Consider the following 17359-nt stretch of genomic DNA (forward strand, 5'->3'; position numbering starts at 1 on the left):
TGTGGTGCGATTACCCGTCCGGGGCCCGTGGAAAGCAGGCGGCTGCGGATGTCCTCCCCCCACATCCGGCGGGGGGACCTCCAGGACATCCGCAGCCGGTCTGCGATCTACAGGTACTGACCGGTGTTTGCCACCGTGTCGATGGAGCGTCCGGTGTCCGCGCCCTGCTTTCCGGTGACAAGGGTGCGGATGAATACGATCCGCTCGCCCTTCTTTCCGGAAATCCTGGCCCAGTCGTCCGGGTTCGTCGTGTTCGGCAGGTCCTCGTTCTCCTTGAACTCGTCCACGCATGCCTGGAGGAGGTGGGAGACCCGAAGGCCCTTCTGGTTGTGGTCGAGGAATGCCTTGATGGCCATCTTCTTCGCCCGGTCCACAATGTTCTGGATCATGGCGCCGGAGTTGAAGTCCTTGAAGTAGAGGACTTCCTTGTCACCGTTGGCGTACGTGACCTCCAGGAAGCGGTTCTCCTCGGTTTCCGCGTACATCTGCTCCACCACCGACTGGATCATGGCGTGGGCAGCGGCGTCCTTCGATCCGCTGTGCTCGGACAGGTCGTCCGCGTGCAGCGGGAGCGAAGGTGTGAGGTACTTGGCGAAGATGTCCTTCGCGGCCTCCGCGTCCGGACGCTCGATCTTGATCTTGACGTCGAGCCGGCCGGGCCGCAGGATCGCGGGGTCGATCATGTCCTCACGGTTGGAGGCGCCGATCACGATGACGTTCTCCAGGCCTTCCACACCGTCGATCTCGGCGAGCAGCTGCGGGACGATCGTGTTCTCGACGTCCGAGCTGACACCGGAGCCACGGGTGCGGAAGAGGGACTCCATCTCGTCGAAGAAGACGATGACGGGGGTGCCCTCGCTCGCCTTCTCCCGGGCACGCTGGAAGACGAGGCGGATGTGCCGCTCGGTCTCACCGACGTACTTGTTGAGGAGCTCGGGGCCCTTGATGTTGAGGAAGTAGCTCTTCCCCGCGGGCTGGCCGGTCACCTCGGCGACCTTCTTGGCAAGGGAGTTGGCGACCGCCTTCGCGATCAGCGTCTTGCCGCATCCGGGCGGGCCGTAGAGCAGGATGCCCTTCGGCGGCCGCAGTTCGTGCTCCTTGAAGAGGTCCGGGTAGAGGTACGGAAGCTCGACCGCGTCGCGGATCATCTCGATCTGGTTGCCCAGACCGCCGATCTTGTTGTAGTCGACATCCGGGACCTCTTCGAGGACGAGCTCTTCGACCTCGCTCTTGGGCACCACCTCGTACACGTACCCGGACCTGGGCTCGAGCAGCAGGGCGTCGCCGGGGCGGATGGTGGCGTCCAGCAGCGGCTCAGCGAGCCGTACCACCCGTTCCTCGTCGGTGTGCCCGATCACCAGGGCGCGCTCGCCGTCCTCGAGGATCTCCTTGAGGGTGACGATGTCCCCGGTGCGCTCGTACTCCATGGCCTCGACCACGTTGAGCGCCTCGTTGAGCATGACTTCCTGGCCGCGCCGAAGATCGTCCAGATCGACGCTGGGGCTGACGTTCACCCGGAGCTTGCGGCCCCCGGTGAAGATGTCGGCGGTGCCGTCCTCATTTGCCTGCAGGAAGACACCGAAGCCGGCCGGCGGCTGCGCGAGCCGGTCGACCTCTTCCTTGAGGGCCACGATCTGATCGCGGGCCTCACGGAGCGTGTTCGCCAGTCGCTCGTTCTGCGCGGACACGCCGGCCAGGTTTGTCTGCAGCTCGACGATCCGCTCTTCGAGAATCCTCGTATGACGCGGAGAGTCGGCGAGCTTGCGGCGCAGGACGGCGATCTCCTGCTCAAGATAGGCAACCTGGCCGGCAGGGTCTTCAGACCCCCGTCCCGGCCGGAAGCCGCGGTTGTTGTCGTCGTCGTGGGCTGCCACGGTCCTCACCTCCTCCAAGGGGAGCTGGACGCTTCCTGACCCTACCTGGGTGGGTGATGATTGAAACCCCTAGATCACAAAGACGTAAGGGGTGTGTCCGATCTTCACCCTTGCGCTCTCCCTCACGCCAGGGGAATACCCACCCATCAACATCGGAAAGCGGGCGGTTGTATGGTCGGAACGGTCAACACCCGTCAGGGCTGGCACCTATTGATGCAAACCGCGCAGGAACGCAGGAACGGCAGGCGACATGAACGAGGCGCTCGAGGTCTGGATCGACCAGGACCTGTGCACCGGCGACGGCATCTGCGCCCAGTACGCGCCTGAGGTCTTCGAGCTGGACATCGACGGACTCGCCTATGTGAAGAGCTCGGACGACGAGCTGTTGCAGCAGCCCGGGGCCACAACGCCCGTACCGCTGCCGCTGCTGACCGACGTCATCGACTCGGCCAAGGAATGCCCGGGCGACTGCATTCATGTACGCCGCGTTTCGGACAGGGTCGAGGTCTACGGGCCCGACGCCGAGTAGACCGCGCGTGAGGGATCACGCACGGTCCGTGTCGGGGGACGCCTGGGCGGACTGTACGAACTTCCCACCGCGCCACTGCCACTTGACGCTCTCCAGCTGATCCGGACAGCAGCTCGGCACGGCCGGGGACGAGTACCCGAGGACCGTCGCCGTGACCACGCCGTCACGCACCGCGAAGTCCCCGACACTGAGGTGCCGCGCGGGATCCAGCAGCGTCGCGACGGTGCGGGCCGTGCCGTCCGTGGCGCGGGCGAGTACGTAGACGCCGCTCGGCGGGGTTCCCGAGCCGGCCGCGCAGCGGGCCACCACGACCGTCTCGGCGCCGCCGTCGCCGTCCAGGTCGCCCGACGCGTTCTTCACGACTGTCGTACCGGCTCCGCCGCATTCGAGGGGCAGTTCCACCCCTGCCGCGTCCGGGGCGGGGGCCGGAGCGGGAGCCGCGGCCGTGACGATGCCGGAGCCGGACGGGTCCGCCTTGGCCGCATCGGGCTGGAGCAGACCGGCGCCCGCCACCACCGCCGCCATCGCCGTCGCGGTGGCGAGCCAGTGCACCGGGCGGGCATCGGTGTGCCCGAGGTCCGGGAGCGTCGCGGGGGTCTGCACGCGGGATGTCTCCTGTGGGGCGGTGCCGGTGGGGTGTGAGGCATCGTGCCACACGTCACACCGACCGGGAACAGGGGGGTGGGAAATACCAACGTAAAAGCGCCACCGCCGAGTTCCTGCCGCCCTCCAGGAGGCCGTACGGGAACTCGGCGGTGGCGCCGGTGCGTTGTCGCTGAGCGGGCGTCAGCCCTTGTTGGGGCCCTCGTAGTCCTCGCCGTACGCGCCCTTGGCGGGGCGGCGGCGGCGCATCGGAGGCTCCACACCGTCCGCGAGACGGCGGGCGGTGACCAGGAAGCCGGTGTGGCCGATCATCCGGTGATCGGGGCGGACGGCCAGGCCCTCGACGTGCCAGTTGCGGATCATGGACTCCCAGGGCTGCGGCTCGGCGTAGCAGCCGATCTCGCGGATGGACTCCACGGTCCGGGCGAGCTGGGTGGTGGTCGCCACGTAGCAGCAGAGGATGCCGCCGGGGACGAGCGCCTTGGAGACGGCCTCCAGGCACTCCCAGGGGGCGAGCATGTCCAGGATGACGCGGTCGACGTCGGCGTCCGAGAGGTTGTCCTGGAGGTCACCGACAGTGAGCGTCCAGGCCGGGTGCGGTCCGCCGAAGTAGCGCTCGACGTTGCCCTTGGCGATCTCCGCGAAGTCCTCGCGGCGCTCGTACGAGTGCAGCATGCCCTCGTCGCCGATGGCGCGGAGCAGGAAGCTGCTCAGTGAGCCGGATCCCACCCCCGCCTCGACGACGCGTGCGCCGGGGAAGATGTCCGCGAAGGCAAGGATCTGCCCCGCGTCCTTGGGGTAGACCACGGCGGCGCCGCGGGGCATGGACAGGACGTAGTCGGGGAGCAGGGGGCGCAGCGCGAGGTAGGCGACGTTTCCCGTGGTACGGACAACACTGCCCTCGGGAGCGCCGATCAGCTCGTCGTGCGGGAAGGAACCCTTGTGGGTGTGGAAATTCTTCCCGGCCTCGAGCGTGAACGTGTAGTGGCGTCCCTTGGGGTCGGTGAGCTGGACCTGGTCCCCGACCTTGAAGGGCCCGCGACGGCGGGCGGCACCGGTCGGTTCGGACATGTGACCAGACTACCGGGGTTATGACGAAGGTCTTGCCATGGCCTGGACGAATGCCCGCTCCACGTCCGCCGTGGACAGGACGCCGTAGATCTCTCCGGTGTCCTCGACCACCAGGTACTCGGTGGCGGGGGTCTCGCGGAGCCGGTCGAGGAGGGCCTCCCCCGCCAGTTCGGCGGGGATCCGCATGCCGTCGGTGAGGTCCTGGGCGAGGCCGCCGACCGCGACCCAGGGGCGGCGGTGCTCGGGGACGCCGACGATCGCGGTCTCGCGGACCAGGGCGGTCGGGTCGCCGTGGCCGTCGACCACGACGAGGGCGCGGGCACCCGCCTCGTTCGCGCGGCGGAGGGCCTCGGAGAGCGGGGTGGCGGACTCGACGGGGACCGCGCGCCGGGTGAGGGTGCGGGCGCGCAGCTCGGGCAGGTGCTCGCGGAGGCGGGCCATGCGCAGGCTGTTGCCCGCTCCGGTCCAGATGATGGCGGCCAGGATGGCGGCGAGCAGCGCGTCGGTGACGGTGTCCATGCCGCCGATGTCCTGGGGAGCGTTGCCGAGGACGCCGGTGTGGGTGAGCAGCGGCAGGCCGATCAGGACGGCGATGGCCAGCCCCCGGCCGACCCAGGCGGCGGCGACGGTCCCGCTCATCGGCTTGCCGGTGATCTTCCAGACGATCGCGCGGAGCATCCGGCCGCCGTCCAGCGGCAGGCCGGGCAGCAGATTGAACGCGGCGACGATCAGGTTGGAGATCATCAGCCCGGCCAGCAGCACGCCGGGCACGGTGCCGGGCTCGACGGCGTACATGGTGGCGTAGAAGACCCCGGCGAGGACGAGCGAGAGGAGCGGTCCGACGAAGGCGAGGACGAATTCGCGGCCCGGTGTCTCGGACTCCTTCTCGATCTCCGAGACGCCGCCGAAGAACTGGAGCTGGATGCGGCGCACGGGCAGCTTGTAGCGGAGCGCGACGACGGTGTGGGCCAGTTCGTGGACGAGCACGGAGGCGTAGAAGGCGACTGCGAAGAACAGCGAGACGAGGTAGCGGAAGGCACCGAGCTCGGGCAGGACTCTTTCGAGTTGTCCGCCGAAGACCCAGGTGATGAGGGCGGCGACCAGGAACCAGCTGGGGGCGACGTAGACGGGCACGCCGAAGATGCGGCCCATGAGGATGCCGCCGCCGGGCTCCGTGCGCTGCTGCCCTCCGTCGCCGGGGTCGGTTCCCTCCGTGCCGGACCGCGGCGTCGTGCGCTCGCCGCTCTCCTCGTCCTTGTTCACGGGTTCCCTTCGTTGCGAGGCGTGGCTCGCTCGATCATGCAGTGCGAGAGGGTCTGACGTCGATGGTATGCCGCTCGTTGTCAGTGGCGGGCCGTAGGGTCTTCGTCATGAGTACGAGTCAGCCGCCCATGTCGCTCTCGCCTTCGCGCGCGAGCGACTTCATGCAGTGCCCGCTGCTGTACCGGTTCCGGGTGATCGACAAGCTGCCGGAGAAGCCGAGCGAGGCGGCGACCCGGGGCACGCTCGTGCATGCCGTGCTGGAGCGGCTCTTCGACGCCCCGGCGGTGGAGCGCACGCCGCCGCGGGCGAAGGCGCTGGTTCCCGGGCAGTGGGACCGGCTGCTGGAGTCGAAGCCGGAGCTGGGCGAGCTGTTCGCCGAGGACGCGGACGGTGAGCGGCTCGCGCGCTGGCTGTCGGAGGCGGAGAAGCTGGTCGAGCGGTGGTTCTCGCTGGAGGATCCGACGCGGCTGGAGCCGGCGGAGCGTGAGCTGTTCGTGGAGACGGAGCTGGAGTCGGGGCTGCGGCTGCGGGGGGTGATCGACCGGGTCGATGTCGCGCCGACGGGTGAGGTGCGGATCGTCGACTACAAGACGGGCAAGGCCCCTCGCCCGGAGTACAGCGAGGGGGCGCTGTTCCAGATGAAGTTCTACGCCCTGGTGATCTGGCGGCTGAAGGGCGTGGTGCCGCGCCGGCTGCAGCTGGTGTACCTGGGCAGCGGCGAGGTGCTGACGTACGACCCGGTCGCGGCGGATCTGGAGCGGGTGGAGCGGAAGCTGCTCGCGCTGTGGGAGGCGATCATGCTGGCCACGCGGACGGGTGAGTGGCGGGCGCGGCCGACGAAGCTGTGCGGGTGGTGCGATCACCAGGCGGTGTGCCCGGAGTTCGGGGGGACTCCTCCGGTGTACCCCCTGCCCGTGGTGCCGCCGCCGGCGGGGCCCGCCGTCTGACGCCCGCCGCGGGCGGCCGCGGGTCCTGCGGGACGGCCGCCCGCCGCCTGCGGGCAGAATGGGTCCCGGTCTAGTGAAGGAGAACCTGTGGCGATCCGCGTCCTACTGGTCGATGATCAACCGCTGCTGCGCACCGGCTTCCGGATGATCCTGGAGGCGGAGCAGGACATCGCCGTGGTCGGTGAGGCCGGGGACGGCCTGCAGGCACTGGACCAGGTGCGGGCGCTGCAGCCCGATGTGGTGCTGATGGACATCCGTATGCCGCGGATGGACGGCGTCGAGGCGACCCGGCAGATCACCGGCCCGGGGCGGGACGGTCCGGCGAAGGTGCTGGTGCTGACCACGTTCGACCTCGACGAGTACGTCGTGGAGGCGCTGCGCGCGGGGGCCAGCGGCTTTCTGCTGAAGGACGCGCCCGCGAACGAGCTGGTCCAGGCCATTCGTGTGGTCGCCGCGGGCGAGGCCATGCTCGCGCCGAGCGTCACGCGCCGGCTGCTCGACAAGTACGCGGACCATCTGCCGTCCGGCGAGGAGACGGTCCCGGACGCGCTGCAGACGCTGACCGACCGTGAGGTGGAAGTCCTCAAGCTGGTCGCCCGCGGCCTGTCGAACGCGGAGATCGCCGCGGATCTGTTCGTCAGTGAGACGACCGTCAAGACGCATGTGGGCCATGTGCTGACGAAGCTGGGCCTGCGCGACCGGGTACAGGCCGCGGTGTACGCGTACGAGAGCGGGCTGGTGCGTCCCGGCGCCCAGTAGTCCGTACGCCTGCGCCCCGGTCCCCATCCAGGGCCGGGGCGCAGGCGTACGCGGGCGTGACGTGTCAGCCCTTCTTGATCTCCCAGAAGCGGAAGACGGTCGACTCGTCGAGCGTCCATTCCAGGCCCGCGATCTGGCCGTTCGCGACGGCGTACTGCTTGCCCTGCCAGAGCGGGAGAACCGGGATCTCCTCGGCGACCAGGTTCTGGAGCTGCTCGAACTTGTCCCCGGTGGCGGCCCGGTCCGCGATGGCGGAGGTCTCGGGGATGATCCGGCCGGTGATCTGCTGGTTGTCGTAGTTGTTGCCCAGGACGTTGTTCCGGCCGAAGAACGGTGCGGTGAAGTTGTCCGGGTCCGGGTAGTCGGGGACCCAGCCCTTCACGTAGACGCCGTACTTCCCGGCCTTGATGTCCTTCTCGTACTGCTCGAACTCGACGGACTCGACGGTCGCGTCGAACAGCCCGCTGTCGTTGAGCTGCTTGGCGATGGCCCGCAGCTCCGGGTCGGTGGCGGGGCCGTAGCGGCTCGGCGTGGACCAGAGGGTGAGCTTCACCTTGTCGGTGATGCCGGCCGAGCGCAGCGCCTTGCGGGCCTTGTCCGGCTGCGGACGGCCGCCGTAGCGGTCGAAGAAGGCCGTGTTGTGGCCCGCGACACCGGCGGGGACGATCGAGAACAGCGGGCTGGCCGTGGCCCGGTGGATGTCCCTGACCAGGGCGTCACGGTCGATGAGATGGGCCATGGCCTTGCGCACGGCGAGTTTGCCCGCGACGGGGTCCTTCATGTTGAAGACCAGGTGCTGGACCTCGGCGCTGCTGCCCTCGACGACCTTGATCTCCTGCTTGTCGGAGACTGATGCGGCCTGCAGTGCCTCGATGTCCGGGGCGGTGAGTCCTCGGTAGGCGACGTCGATGCCGCCCTGCTCCAGCGCGGAGGCGAGCTTCTTCTGGTCACCGTGGAAGAAGGTGAGGGTGACGCCGCCGTTCCTGACCCCGGCGGTGCCCTTGTACTCGGGGTTGGGCGAGAAGACCGCTTCCTTCTCGCTGAACGAGTCGAGCTTGTACGGGCCCGACCCGACGGCCTTCCCGTCGGTGCGCAGCGCGTCGCCGTCGTACTCCTTGTGGTCGACGATGGAGCCCGCGCCCGATGCGATCTTGCTGGGGAAGGTGGCGTCCGGCACCTTGAGACGGAAGACGACGGTCCTGTCGTCCGGGGTCTCGATGCGGTCGATCGTCGAGAGCATCGGCCCCGGGCCGGAGTCGCTGTCGATCTTCAGCGCGCGCTCGAAGGAGAACTTGACGTCCTCGGAGGTCACGGCGTTGCCGTTGCTGAACTTGAGGCCGTCCCGCAGGGTGCAGGTGTAGACGGTGCTGCCGCCGGCCTTGAAACCGCACTTCTCGGCGGCTTCCGGCTGCGGGGTGGAGCTGCCCTTGGGGAAGCTCATCAGGGACTGGAAGACGTTGTTGAACAGCAGCCAGGAGCCGGGGTCGTATCCGTCCGCCGGGTCCGTCGCCAGGACCTCGTCGGACATGCCGACGACCACCCGGCCGCTGTCGCTCCCCGCCCCGTCGCCCTGCTCGGAGCCGCAGCCCGCCAACAGGACGGCGGACAGACCCACGGCGATCGGGGTGGTCCCCCTCGTGATTCGTGCCTTCACAGAAGCTTGCCTCTTGCTTGGTCTCGCTGCCGGCCGCGCCGTTCGCGGCCGGCCATCTGCCGGTGCCGTCGGGGTTGCCGACCGTGCCGGTTCATGCCAGGTACTGCGGGTACTGCCGGTACTGCCTGGTGCCGGAGGTCAGGCGCTGCCGCGCCCGAGCTCCCACAGCTGGAGGTCGGAGGAGGCGTTCAGCGTCCACTCGACACCGGTGATCTCGCCCCGGGCGGCGACGTACTGCTTGCCCTGCCACAGCGGCAGCACCGGTACGTCCGTGGCGACGATGTCCTGGAGCTTGCTGAAGACAGGGGCCGCGGCGCCGCGGTCGGCCGAGCGGCGGGACTCCGGGATGAGCTGGTTGCGTGCGACGGCGCTCACGTACGGGGTGTTGAGGAAGTTGTCCTTGTCCAGGAACGGAGCGATGTAGTTGTCCGGGTCCGGGAAGTCGGGGAACCAGCCGAGGCCGTAGACGGCGTAGTCTCCGCGTGCCTGGGCGGGGCGGAACTTCGACCATTCGACGCCCTCGATGGTGACGTCGAAGAGCCTGGTGGCGTTGAGCTGGTCGCGCAGCGCCGCGAACTCCTTCGCCGTGCCGGGGCCGTAGTGATCGGTCGTGTAGTGGAGCTTGAGCGTGACGGGGGTGTCGATCCCCGCGGCGCCGAGGATGCGGGCGGCCTTGGCGCGGCTCGGCTCGCCGTACTTGTTGAAGAACGAGTTGGTGTGACCGGCGATGCTCGACGGGATCAGCGAGTAGAGCGGCTCGGCCGTGGCGCCGTACACCGTGCCGGCGATCTGGCCGCGGTCGATGACGGCGGCCATGGCCTGGCGGACCGCCTTGTCCTTCACGGACGGGTCCTCGGTGTCGAAGCCCAGGTAGCGGATCTCAAGGCCCGGCATCTCGCTGAGCTTGATGTCGTCCTTGGGGTTCTCCGACAGTTCCTTGATCTGCTCCGGCGACATGGCGCGGGCCATCATGTCGATCTCGCCGGACTCCAGGGCCTTGCCCATGGTCTCGGCGTCCGGGAAGGAACGCAGCTCGACCTTGTCGTTGCGGAGCTTGAGATCGCCCTTGTACTCGCGGTTCTTGGTGAAGACGACCTTGACGAGCTTGTCGCCGTCGGTCTCGGGCCGCATCGTGTACGGGCCGGAGCCGTCGACCTGGAAGCCGTCGCGGAGCTTCTTGCCGTCGTACGTGTCACGGCTGACGATGCCGGCGACGGGCGTGGCGAGCTTGTACGGGAACGTCGCGTCCGGGGTGCTGAGGTGGAAGACGAGTTCCTTGTCGCCCTTGACCTCGATGGTGTCGATGTTGGAGAGCAGGCCGGACGCGCCGTTCTCGGACTTGATGTCGAGGACGCGCTCGATGGAGAACTTGACGTCATCGGCGGTGACGGGCTTGCCGCCCGCGAACTTCAGTCCGTCGCGGAGCGTGCAGCGGTAGCTCTCGCTCTCGGTGTCCGTGAACACGCAGCCGGACGCGGCCTCGGGCACCGGCTGACCGCCGCCGCGCGGGACGCGCATCAGCGTCTGGAGCGTCTGGCGCAGGACGTTCCACGCGCCGGAGTCGTACGCGTGGGCGGGGTCGAAGGGCGCCGGGGCCTCGCCGGTCGCGACGAACTGGTCCGTCGTCCCGACGACAATGGCATCGCCGCCGCCGGACCCGCCCACGGAGCTGCCGCAGGCGGCCAGCACGGGGGCGAGCAGGCAGACCACTGCAGGCAGCACCAGAGTCTTGCGCTTCATCGTCGACGTTCTCCCTCATCCGGCACTCCGCCGCTGCCGCCCGGTCGGGGCGGCGCGTTGCGGCCGTGGCACATGGGTGGTGCGGCGCGTGCGGCCGTGGCACATGGGTGGTGCGGCGAAGTCTCGCGACGAGATTAGTGGGCTGCGTCAGGGCGGCTTGACCCGTGCCGGGGCGGGAGATCATCACAGAGTGATCAGAAATGAGGGGGCTTCGATACCTATGCAGACGAATTAATTGCCCACTACCACCCCAATCCGGACACAAAGACACCACCGAAGCGCCATAGAACGGACACGACCTGCCCGTGACCACCCCGCGACATGTCACGTCGCGTGACGAACGTCACGGTCAGTTCATGCGCGTGATCAACGTCCGGAGGAAGAGCAGGTCGACTTCCTCCAGCGAACGGACGACCACCCTGCCGTCGGCGGGGGCGATCGGTGCGACGGACGGGACCGCGACGACCCGGCAGCCCGCCGCCTCGGCGGCCGCCACGCCGGTCGCGGTGTCCTCGATCACGGCGCATCTGCCGGGCTCGGCGCCCAGTCCCTGGGCAGCGAAGAGGTAGGGGTCGGGGTGCGGCTTCGTACGGGCGACCTCGTCGCCGGCGACGGTGAGCGCGAAGCGCTCGCGCCCCAGCGAGGCCAGCACGCGGTCGATGATGCGCCGGTGCGAGGCGGAGACCAGGGCGGTGGGGATGTTGTGCTCGGCCAGCTCGGCGAGCAGCCGCTCGGCGCCCGGCATGAGCGGCACACCTCGGGTGATGCGCTGCTCGAAGCGCTCGTTGAGCAGCACGGTGAGCTCGGCGAGGCTGATGTCCGCGCCGGTCGCCTTGATCAGATAGCCCGCGCTGCGGGTCATCGGACCGCCGACCACCACATCGCGCCAGGCCTCGTCCAGGGTGTGACCGAGGTCGGCGAAGACCTCCACCTCGGCGTCCCACCAGAAGCCCTCGGTGTCCACCAGTGTGCCGTCCATGTCGAGGAACACGGCTTGCAGGGCGGAGCCCCCGGCCGTGCGGGTCAAGGACGCGGGGACCGTGCTGGTCATCCGGCACACCTCCATGAGGGACGCGCAGGCCGGCCGCCAAATCGGGCGACCGGCCTGTATGGGACCGACAAGTGTACGTCTTGTTCGGTCGGTGTGCGTGCTACGGCTCACGGCGAGCCCCGAGGGCTACCGCGCGTTGCCGTGTCTCCCGGGGGACACCCCCCGGACCCCCGGCACAGCGCGCGCTACCGCGCGTTGAAGTACTTCGCCTCGGGGTGGTGGATCACGATCGCGTCGGTCGACTGCTCGGGGTGGAGCTGGAACTCCTCGGAGAGCTGGACGCCGATCCGTTCCGGCCGGAGCAGCTCGGCGATCTTGGCGCGGTCCTCCAGGTCCGGGCACGCTCCGTAGCCGAGCGAGAACCGGGCTCCCCGGTACTTCAGCGCGAACATGTCCTCGACGTCCGTCGGGTCCTCACCGCCGAAGCCCAGTTCGGCGCGCACCCGGGCGTGCCAGTACTCGGCGAGGGCCTCGGCGAGCTGGACGGACAGTCCGTGCAGCTCCAGGTAGTCGCGGTACGAGTCCGACGCGAAGAGCTTCGCCGTGGCCTCACCGATCTTCGAGCCGACGGTGACGACCTGGAGGCCGACCACGTCGGTCTCACCGGACTCCTCCGGGCGGAAGAAGTCGGCCAGGCACAGGCGGCGGCCGCGGCGCTGGCGCGGGAAGGTGAAGCGCGTGCGCTCGGAGCCGTCCTCGCCGAGCAGGATCAGGTCGTCGCCCTTGGAGACGCAGGGGAAGTAGCCGTAGACGACGGCCGCCTCCAGCATGTTCTGCGTGTGCAGCTGGTCCAGCCAGCCGCGCAGCCTCGGGCGGCCCTCGGTCTCGACCAGCTCCTCGTACGTGGGACCGTCGCCGGTACGGGCCTGCTTGAGACCCCACTGGCCCTTGAAGAGGGCGCCCTCGTCCAGCCAGGAGGCGTACTCCTTGAGCTGGATGCCCTTGACCACGCGGGTGCCCCAGAACGGCGGCTCGGGGACGCGGTTGTCGGTGGCGACGTCGGAGCGTACGGCGCCTTCCTCCTCGCGCTCCTCCACGACGGCGCTGGTGGTGGCGCGGACGCGGCGCTGCTTGAGCTCGGGGAGGGCGGCGCCGGGGACGCCTCGCTTGACCGCGATCAGGGCGTCCATCAGGCGCAGGCCCTCGAACGCGTCGCGGGCGTAGCGGACCTCGCCCTCGTAGATCTCGTGGAGGTCCTGCTCGACGTAGGCGCGGGTGAGCGCGGCGCCGCCGAGGATGACCGGGAAGTCGGCGGCCAGCTTGCGCTGGTTCAGCTCCTCCAGGTTCTCCTTCATGATCACGGTGGACTTCACGAGGAGGCCGGACATGCCGATGACGTCGGCCTTGTGCTCCTCGGCGGCCTCCAGGATCGCCGAGACGGGCTGCTTGATGCCCAGGTTGACGACGTTGTAGCCGTTGTTGGAGAGGATGATGTCGACGAGGTTCTTGCCGATGTCGTGGACGTCGCCGCGGACGGTCGCCAGGACGATCGTGCCCTTGCCCTCCGCGTCGGACTTCTCCATGTGCGGCTCCAGGTAGGCGACCGCGTTCTTCATGACCTCGGCGGACTGGAGGACGAACGGCAGCTGCATCTGACCGGAGCCGAACAGCTCGCCGACGACCTTCATGCCCTCCAGCAGGGTGTCGTTGACGATGTCGAGGGCGGGCCGGTCCGCCAGGGCCTCGTCGAGGTCGGCCTCCAGGCCGTTCTTCTCCCCGTCGATGATGCGGCGCTGGAGACGCTCCTCCAGCGGCAGGGCGAGCAGCTCCTCGGCCTTGCCCGCCTTCATCGACTTGGTGGTGGCACCCTCGAAGAGCGCCATGAGCTTCTGCAGCGGGTCGTAACCCTCGGCGCGGCGGTCGTAGATCAGGTCGAGGGCCGTGCTGACCTGCTCCTCGTCGAAGCGGGCGATCGGCAGGATCTTCGACGCGTGCACGATGGCCGAGTCGAGGCCGGCCTTGACGCACTCGTCGAGGAAGACGGAGTTCAGCAGGATCCGGGCGGCCGGGTTCAGGCCGAAGGAGATGTTGGACAGGCCGAGGGTGGTCTGCACGTCGGGGTGGCGGCGCTTGAGCTCGCGGATGGACTCGATCGTGTTGACGCCGTCCTTGCGGGACTCCTCCTGCCCGGTGCAGATGGTGAAGGTCAGCGTGTCGATGAGGATGTCGGACTCGTGGATGCCCCAGTTGGTGGTGAGGTCCGCGATGAGCCGCTCCGCGATGGCGACCTTGTTCTCGACGGTACGGGCCTGGCCCTCCTCGTCGATGGTCAGCGCGATCAGCGCGGCGCCGTGCTCCTGCGCCAGCCGGGTGACCTTCGCGAACCGGGACTCCGGTCCGTCACCGTCCTCGTAGTTGACGGAGTTGATGACCGCGCGCCCGCCGAGCTTCTCCAGACCGGCCTGGATGACGTCGACCTCGGTGGAGTCGAGCACGATGGGGAGCGTGGAGGCCGTGGCGAACCGGCCCGCGAGCTCCTCCATGTCGGCGACGCCGTCGCGGCCCACGTAGTCGACGCACAGGTCCAGCATGTGGGCGCCTTCGCGGATCTGGTCGCGGGCGATCTCCACGCAGTCGTCCCAGCGGCCCTCCAGCATGGCCTCGCGGAACTTCTTCGACCCGTTGGCGTTCGTCCGCTCACCGATCGCCATGTACGAGGTGTCCTGCCGGAACGGCACCGTCTGATAGAGCGAGGCGGCACCCGGCTCGGGGCGCGGCTCGCGCTCGGTGGGGGTGAGGCCCCGTACGCGCTCGACGACCTGGCGCAGGTGCTCCGGGGTCGTACCGCAGCAGCCGCCGACCAGGGAGAGCCCGTACTCGCGGACGAAGGTCTCCTGCGCGTCCGCCAGCTCGGCCGCGGACAGGGGGTAGTGCGCGCCGTCCTTGCCCAGGACGGGCAGACCGGCGTTGGGCATGCAGGCGAGCGGGATGCGGGAGTGGCGGGCGAGGTAGCGCAGGTGCTCGCTCATCTCGGCCGGGCCGGTCGCGCAGTTCAGCCCGATCATGTCGATGCCGAGCGGCTCCAGCGCCGTCAGCGCGGCACCGATCTCCGAACCGAGCAGCATGGTGCCGGTCGTCTCGACGGTGACGGAGCAGATCAGCGGCAGGTTGATGCCGGTCGCGTCCAGTGCCCGGCGGGCACCGAGGATCGCGGACTTGGTCTGGAGGAGGTCCTGCGTGGTCTCGACGAGGAGCGCGTCGGCGCCGCCCGCGATCATGCCCTCGGCGTTCTGCTGGTAGGCGTCGCGCAGCTTGGTGTACGGGGCGTGGCCCAGCGTCGGCAGCTTGGTACCGGGGCCCATGGAGCCCAGCACCCAGCGCTGCTGTCCGGTGGAGACGGTGAACTCGTCGGCGACCTCGCGGGCGATACGGGCGCCCGCCTCGGACAGCTCGTACACGCGCTCGGGAATGTCGTACTCACCCAGGGCGGCGAGGTTCGCGCCGAAGGTGTTGGTCTCGACGCAGTCGACGCCGACCTCGAAGTACGCCGAGTGCACCGAGCGGACGATGTCCGGACGGGTCACGTTGAGGATCTCGTTACAGCCCTCGAGATCCTGGAAGTCTTCGAGGGTGGGGTCCTGCGCCTGGAGCATCGTGCCCATCGCCCCGTCGGCGACCACTACACGGGTGGCCAGCGCCGTACGGAGGGCGTCGGCTCGGGTCCTGCTGTCAGTGATGCGGGTGCTGTCAGCAGAATCAGCGGAAGGTGACGGCAACGAGGCCATGGAAAGTGCTCCCTGGGATGCGACGGCTGTCGGCTTTGCGGCTTCCCTGCGGAAGGCGCACCTGGCCAGGGTAACTGGGCACACCGGATCGTGGGATCCCGTCCCAGCGGGTGGACGGCATGCTGGTTCGGTACCGACGCGATGATGTCCTGATCCACGCGGTCTTGACAGACTGTCTCGGTGAGACACTGATTCGGCATCGACCGATAGTGTTCAGCATTGTCGAACAGCGGATGGGGAGAAGGGCCGGGCGATGGCGAAGAACATCCAGTCGCTTGAACGGGCGGCGGCGATGCTGCGGCTGCTCGCGGGTGGCGAACGCCGGCTCGGCCTCTCGGACATCGCGTCGTCGCTGGGCCTGGCCAAGGGGACGGCGCACGGCATTCTGCGCACCCTCCAGGCGGAGGGCTTCGTCGAGCAGGACGCGGCCTCCGGCCGCTACCAGCTGGGGGCGGAGCTGCTGCGGCTCGGCAACAGCTATCTGGATGTGCACGAGCTGCGCGCCCGCGCGCTGGTATGGACGGACGACCTGGCCCGTTCCAGCGGCGAGAGCGTGCATCTGGGTGTGCTGCACCAGCAGGGGGTCCTCATCGTCCACCACGTCTTCCGGCCGGACGACAGCAGGCAGGTCCTGGAGGTCGGCGCGATGCAGCCGCTGCACTCCACGGCCCTGGGCAAGGTGCTGTCGGCGTACGACCCGGTGGCGCACAGCGAGGCGCTGGAGGTGGACCGGCAGGTGTTCACCCCGCGCACGATCACGGGCCTGGCGGAGTTCGAGTCGGTGCTGGACCTGACCCGCGCGCGGGGCTGGGCCGCCGATGTCGAGGAGACCTGGGAGGGCGTCGCCGCGGTGGCCGCGCCCATCCACGACCGGCGCCGGATGCCGGTGGGCGCGGTCGCCATCACGGGCGCCGTCGAGCGGGTCTGCCATGGGGACGATCTGCGCTCCGAGCTGGTGGCGGCGGTGCGGGACTGCGCCCGCGCGGTGTCCCGGGACCTGGGTGCCGGGCGGTTCTGACCGCCGATCGGGCGAATCCTCCCGTTCTGACCACTGATCGGGCGAATCTGATCGTTCCGTCGCATCATCGATAACGATCGGGTTATCGGCCACGTAACCCTTGACGCCGTCTTAACCAGAGGACAAAACTGCCGTTCATCGGTCGGCATTGTCGAACACCTACCGGCAATACGCGCTAGAGTGTGGCAACGCCAAGGGCCGGTTTCGCTCTCACCCCCGAGGGCGCGAACCGCGGAGGGACCCGTCGGTTCGCCTTCCCCTGGACGAAGGACTAAGGAGTCGCGGGTGTCCAGCTCCGACATCTTCATCGGCGAGATCATTGGTACCGCCGTACTCATCCTGCTCGGCGCCGGCGTTGTCGCCGCCGTCGTGCTCAAGCGCTCCAAGGCTCAGGGAGCCGGCTGGGTCGCCATCACCTTCGGGTGGGGCTTCGCAGTCATGACCGCGGTCTACATCGCGGGCCCCCTGTCCGGCGCACACCTCAACCCCGCCGTCACGCTGGGTATCGCGATCAAGAGTGGGGACTGGAGCAACGTCCCCGTCCAAATGGCGGGCGAGCTCATCGGCGCCATGATCGGCGCCTTCCTGGCCTGGGTCGCCTACTACGGGCAGTTCAAGGCCCACCTCACCGACCCGGAGATCATCGCTTCACCGCTGGCCGAGGAGGGCCTGGTCACCGAGGCGGCGGCGCCGAAGGCGGGCCCGGTGCTCGGCGTCTTCTCCACCGGCCCGGAGATCCGCAGCGTCTGGCAGAACCTCGCCACCGAGATCATCGGCACCCTCGTGCTCGTCCTCGCGGTCCTCACCATCGGCCTGAACGAGAGCGGCAAGGGCCTCGGTGCCCTCGGCGGCCTGTACGTCGCCTTCGTCGTCGTCGGTATCGGCCTCTCGCTCGGCGGTCCGACCGGTTACGCGATCAACCCGGCCCGTGACCTCGGTCCGCGCATCGTGCACGCCCTGCTCCCGCTGCCGAACAAGGGCGGATCCGACTGGGGCTACGCCTGGGTTCCCGTCGTAGGACCGCTGATCGGCGCGGCCCTCGCCGCGGGTATCTACAACATCGCGTTCGCCTGAGCCGTACACCGTGAGCCGTACGCAGTGAGCCGTACGCAGTGAGCCGTACGC

The 17359-nt window shown here is 69.0% G+C and carries 13 protein-coding genes; 5 read left to right on the plus strand and 8 right to left on the minus strand.

Annotated features, from left to right (window positions below; all coding sequences use genetic code 11):
• Positions 1–107 precede the first annotated feature (107 nt).
• Positions 108–1874, minus strand: coding sequence for a proteasome ATPase (gene arc, locus ABT342_RS09535; RefSeq protein ID WP_351569471.1), 1767 nt, complete (start codon positions 1872–1874; stop codon positions 108–110).
• 250 nt (positions 1875–2124) lie between these two features.
• Here arc and ABT342_RS09540 point away from each other — a divergent pair, with 250 nt between their 5' ends.
• Positions 2125–2403 carry a ferredoxin gene (locus ABT342_RS09540; RefSeq protein ID WP_351569474.1) on the plus strand — a complete coding sequence of 93 codons (279 nt, stop codon included), beginning with the start codon at positions 2125–2127 and terminating at the stop codon, positions 2401–2403.
• A gap of 15 nt (positions 2404–2418) precedes the next feature.
• Here ABT342_RS09540 and ABT342_RS09545 read toward each other — a convergent pair whose 3' ends face one another.
• The 3 genes from ABT342_RS09545 to ABT342_RS09555 all read right to left on the minus strand — a co-directional run bounded on the left by ABT342_RS09545 (position 2419) and on the right by ABT342_RS09555 (position 5340).
• Positions 2419–3006 (minus strand): hypothetical protein, encoded by a 588-nt coding sequence (locus ABT342_RS09545; RefSeq protein WP_351569477.1) that lies wholly within the window; start codon positions 3004–3006, stop codon positions 2419–2421.
• A gap of 183 nt (positions 3007–3189) precedes the next feature.
• A complete protein-coding gene (locus ABT342_RS09550) occupies positions 3190–4077 on the minus strand; it encodes a tRNA (adenine-N1)-methyltransferase (RefSeq protein WP_351223935.1) in 888 nt (295 codons plus the stop codon).
• Between the two features lie 18 nt (positions 4078–4095).
• A complete protein-coding gene (locus ABT342_RS09555; RefSeq protein ID WP_351569480.1) occupies positions 4096–5340 on the minus strand; it encodes a site-2 protease family protein in 1245 nt (414 codons plus the stop codon).
• A gap of 62 nt (positions 5341–5402) precedes the next feature.
• Here ABT342_RS09555 and ABT342_RS09560 point away from each other — a divergent pair, with 62 nt between their 5' ends.
• Together ABT342_RS09560 and ABT342_RS09565 are read left to right on the plus strand one after the other, a co-directional pair.
• Entirely contained in the window at positions 5403–6287 is an 885-nt protein-coding gene (locus tag ABT342_RS09560) for a RecB family exonuclease (RefSeq protein WP_502965498.1), read from the plus strand.
• A gap of 87 nt (positions 6288–6374) precedes the next feature.
• Positions 6375–7046: a response regulator gene (locus tag ABT342_RS09565; protein WP_351569486.1), complete on the plus strand. Its 672-nt coding sequence runs from the start codon at positions 6375–6377 to the stop codon at positions 7044–7046.
• A 64-nt stretch (positions 7047–7110) separates the two neighbouring features.
• Here ABT342_RS09565 and ABT342_RS09570 read toward each other — a convergent pair whose 3' ends face one another.
• The 4 genes from ABT342_RS09570 to metH form a co-directional block, all read right to left on the minus strand.
• Entirely contained in the window at positions 7111–8700 is a 1590-nt protein-coding gene (locus ABT342_RS09570; protein ID WP_351569489.1) for an ABC transporter substrate-binding protein, read from the minus strand.
• A 138-nt stretch (positions 8701–8838) separates the two neighbouring features.
• Complete coding sequence (locus ABT342_RS09575) at positions 8839–10440, minus strand: ABC transporter substrate-binding protein (RefSeq protein ID WP_351569492.1); 1602 nt, start codon at positions 10438–10440, stop codon at positions 8839–8841.
• A gap of 349 nt (positions 10441–10789) precedes the next feature.
• Complete coding sequence (locus tag ABT342_RS09580; RefSeq protein ID WP_351569494.1) at positions 10790–11491, minus strand: HAD family hydrolase; 702 nt, start codon at positions 11489–11491, stop codon at positions 10790–10792.
• Positions 11492–11676: 185 nt separating this feature from the next.
• Positions 11677–15216, minus strand: a complete 3540-nt coding sequence (gene metH, locus ABT342_RS09585; RefSeq protein WP_351569496.1) for a methionine synthase — start codon at positions 15214–15216, stop codon at positions 11677–11679.
• A gap of 253 nt (positions 15217–15469) precedes the next feature.
• Here metH and ABT342_RS09590 point away from each other — a divergent pair, with 253 nt between their 5' ends.
• Together ABT342_RS09590 and ABT342_RS09595 are read left to right on the plus strand one after the other, a co-directional pair.
• The gene (locus ABT342_RS09590) at positions 15470–16234 is read left to right on the plus strand and encodes an IclR family transcriptional regulator (protein WP_351569498.1); all 765 of its coding nucleotides are present in this window, start codon (positions 15470–15472) and stop codon (positions 16232–16234) included.
• A 285-nt stretch (positions 16235–16519) separates the two neighbouring features.
• Entirely contained in the window at positions 16520–17308 is a 789-nt protein-coding gene (locus ABT342_RS09595) for an MIP/aquaporin family protein (RefSeq protein WP_351569501.1), read from the plus strand.
• Positions 17309–17359 lie beyond the last annotated feature (51 nt).

The organism is Streptomyces sp. NPDC000410, assembly GCF_040300305.1.
GTDB lineage: Bacteria > Actinomycetota > Actinomycetes > Streptomycetales > Streptomycetaceae > Streptomyces.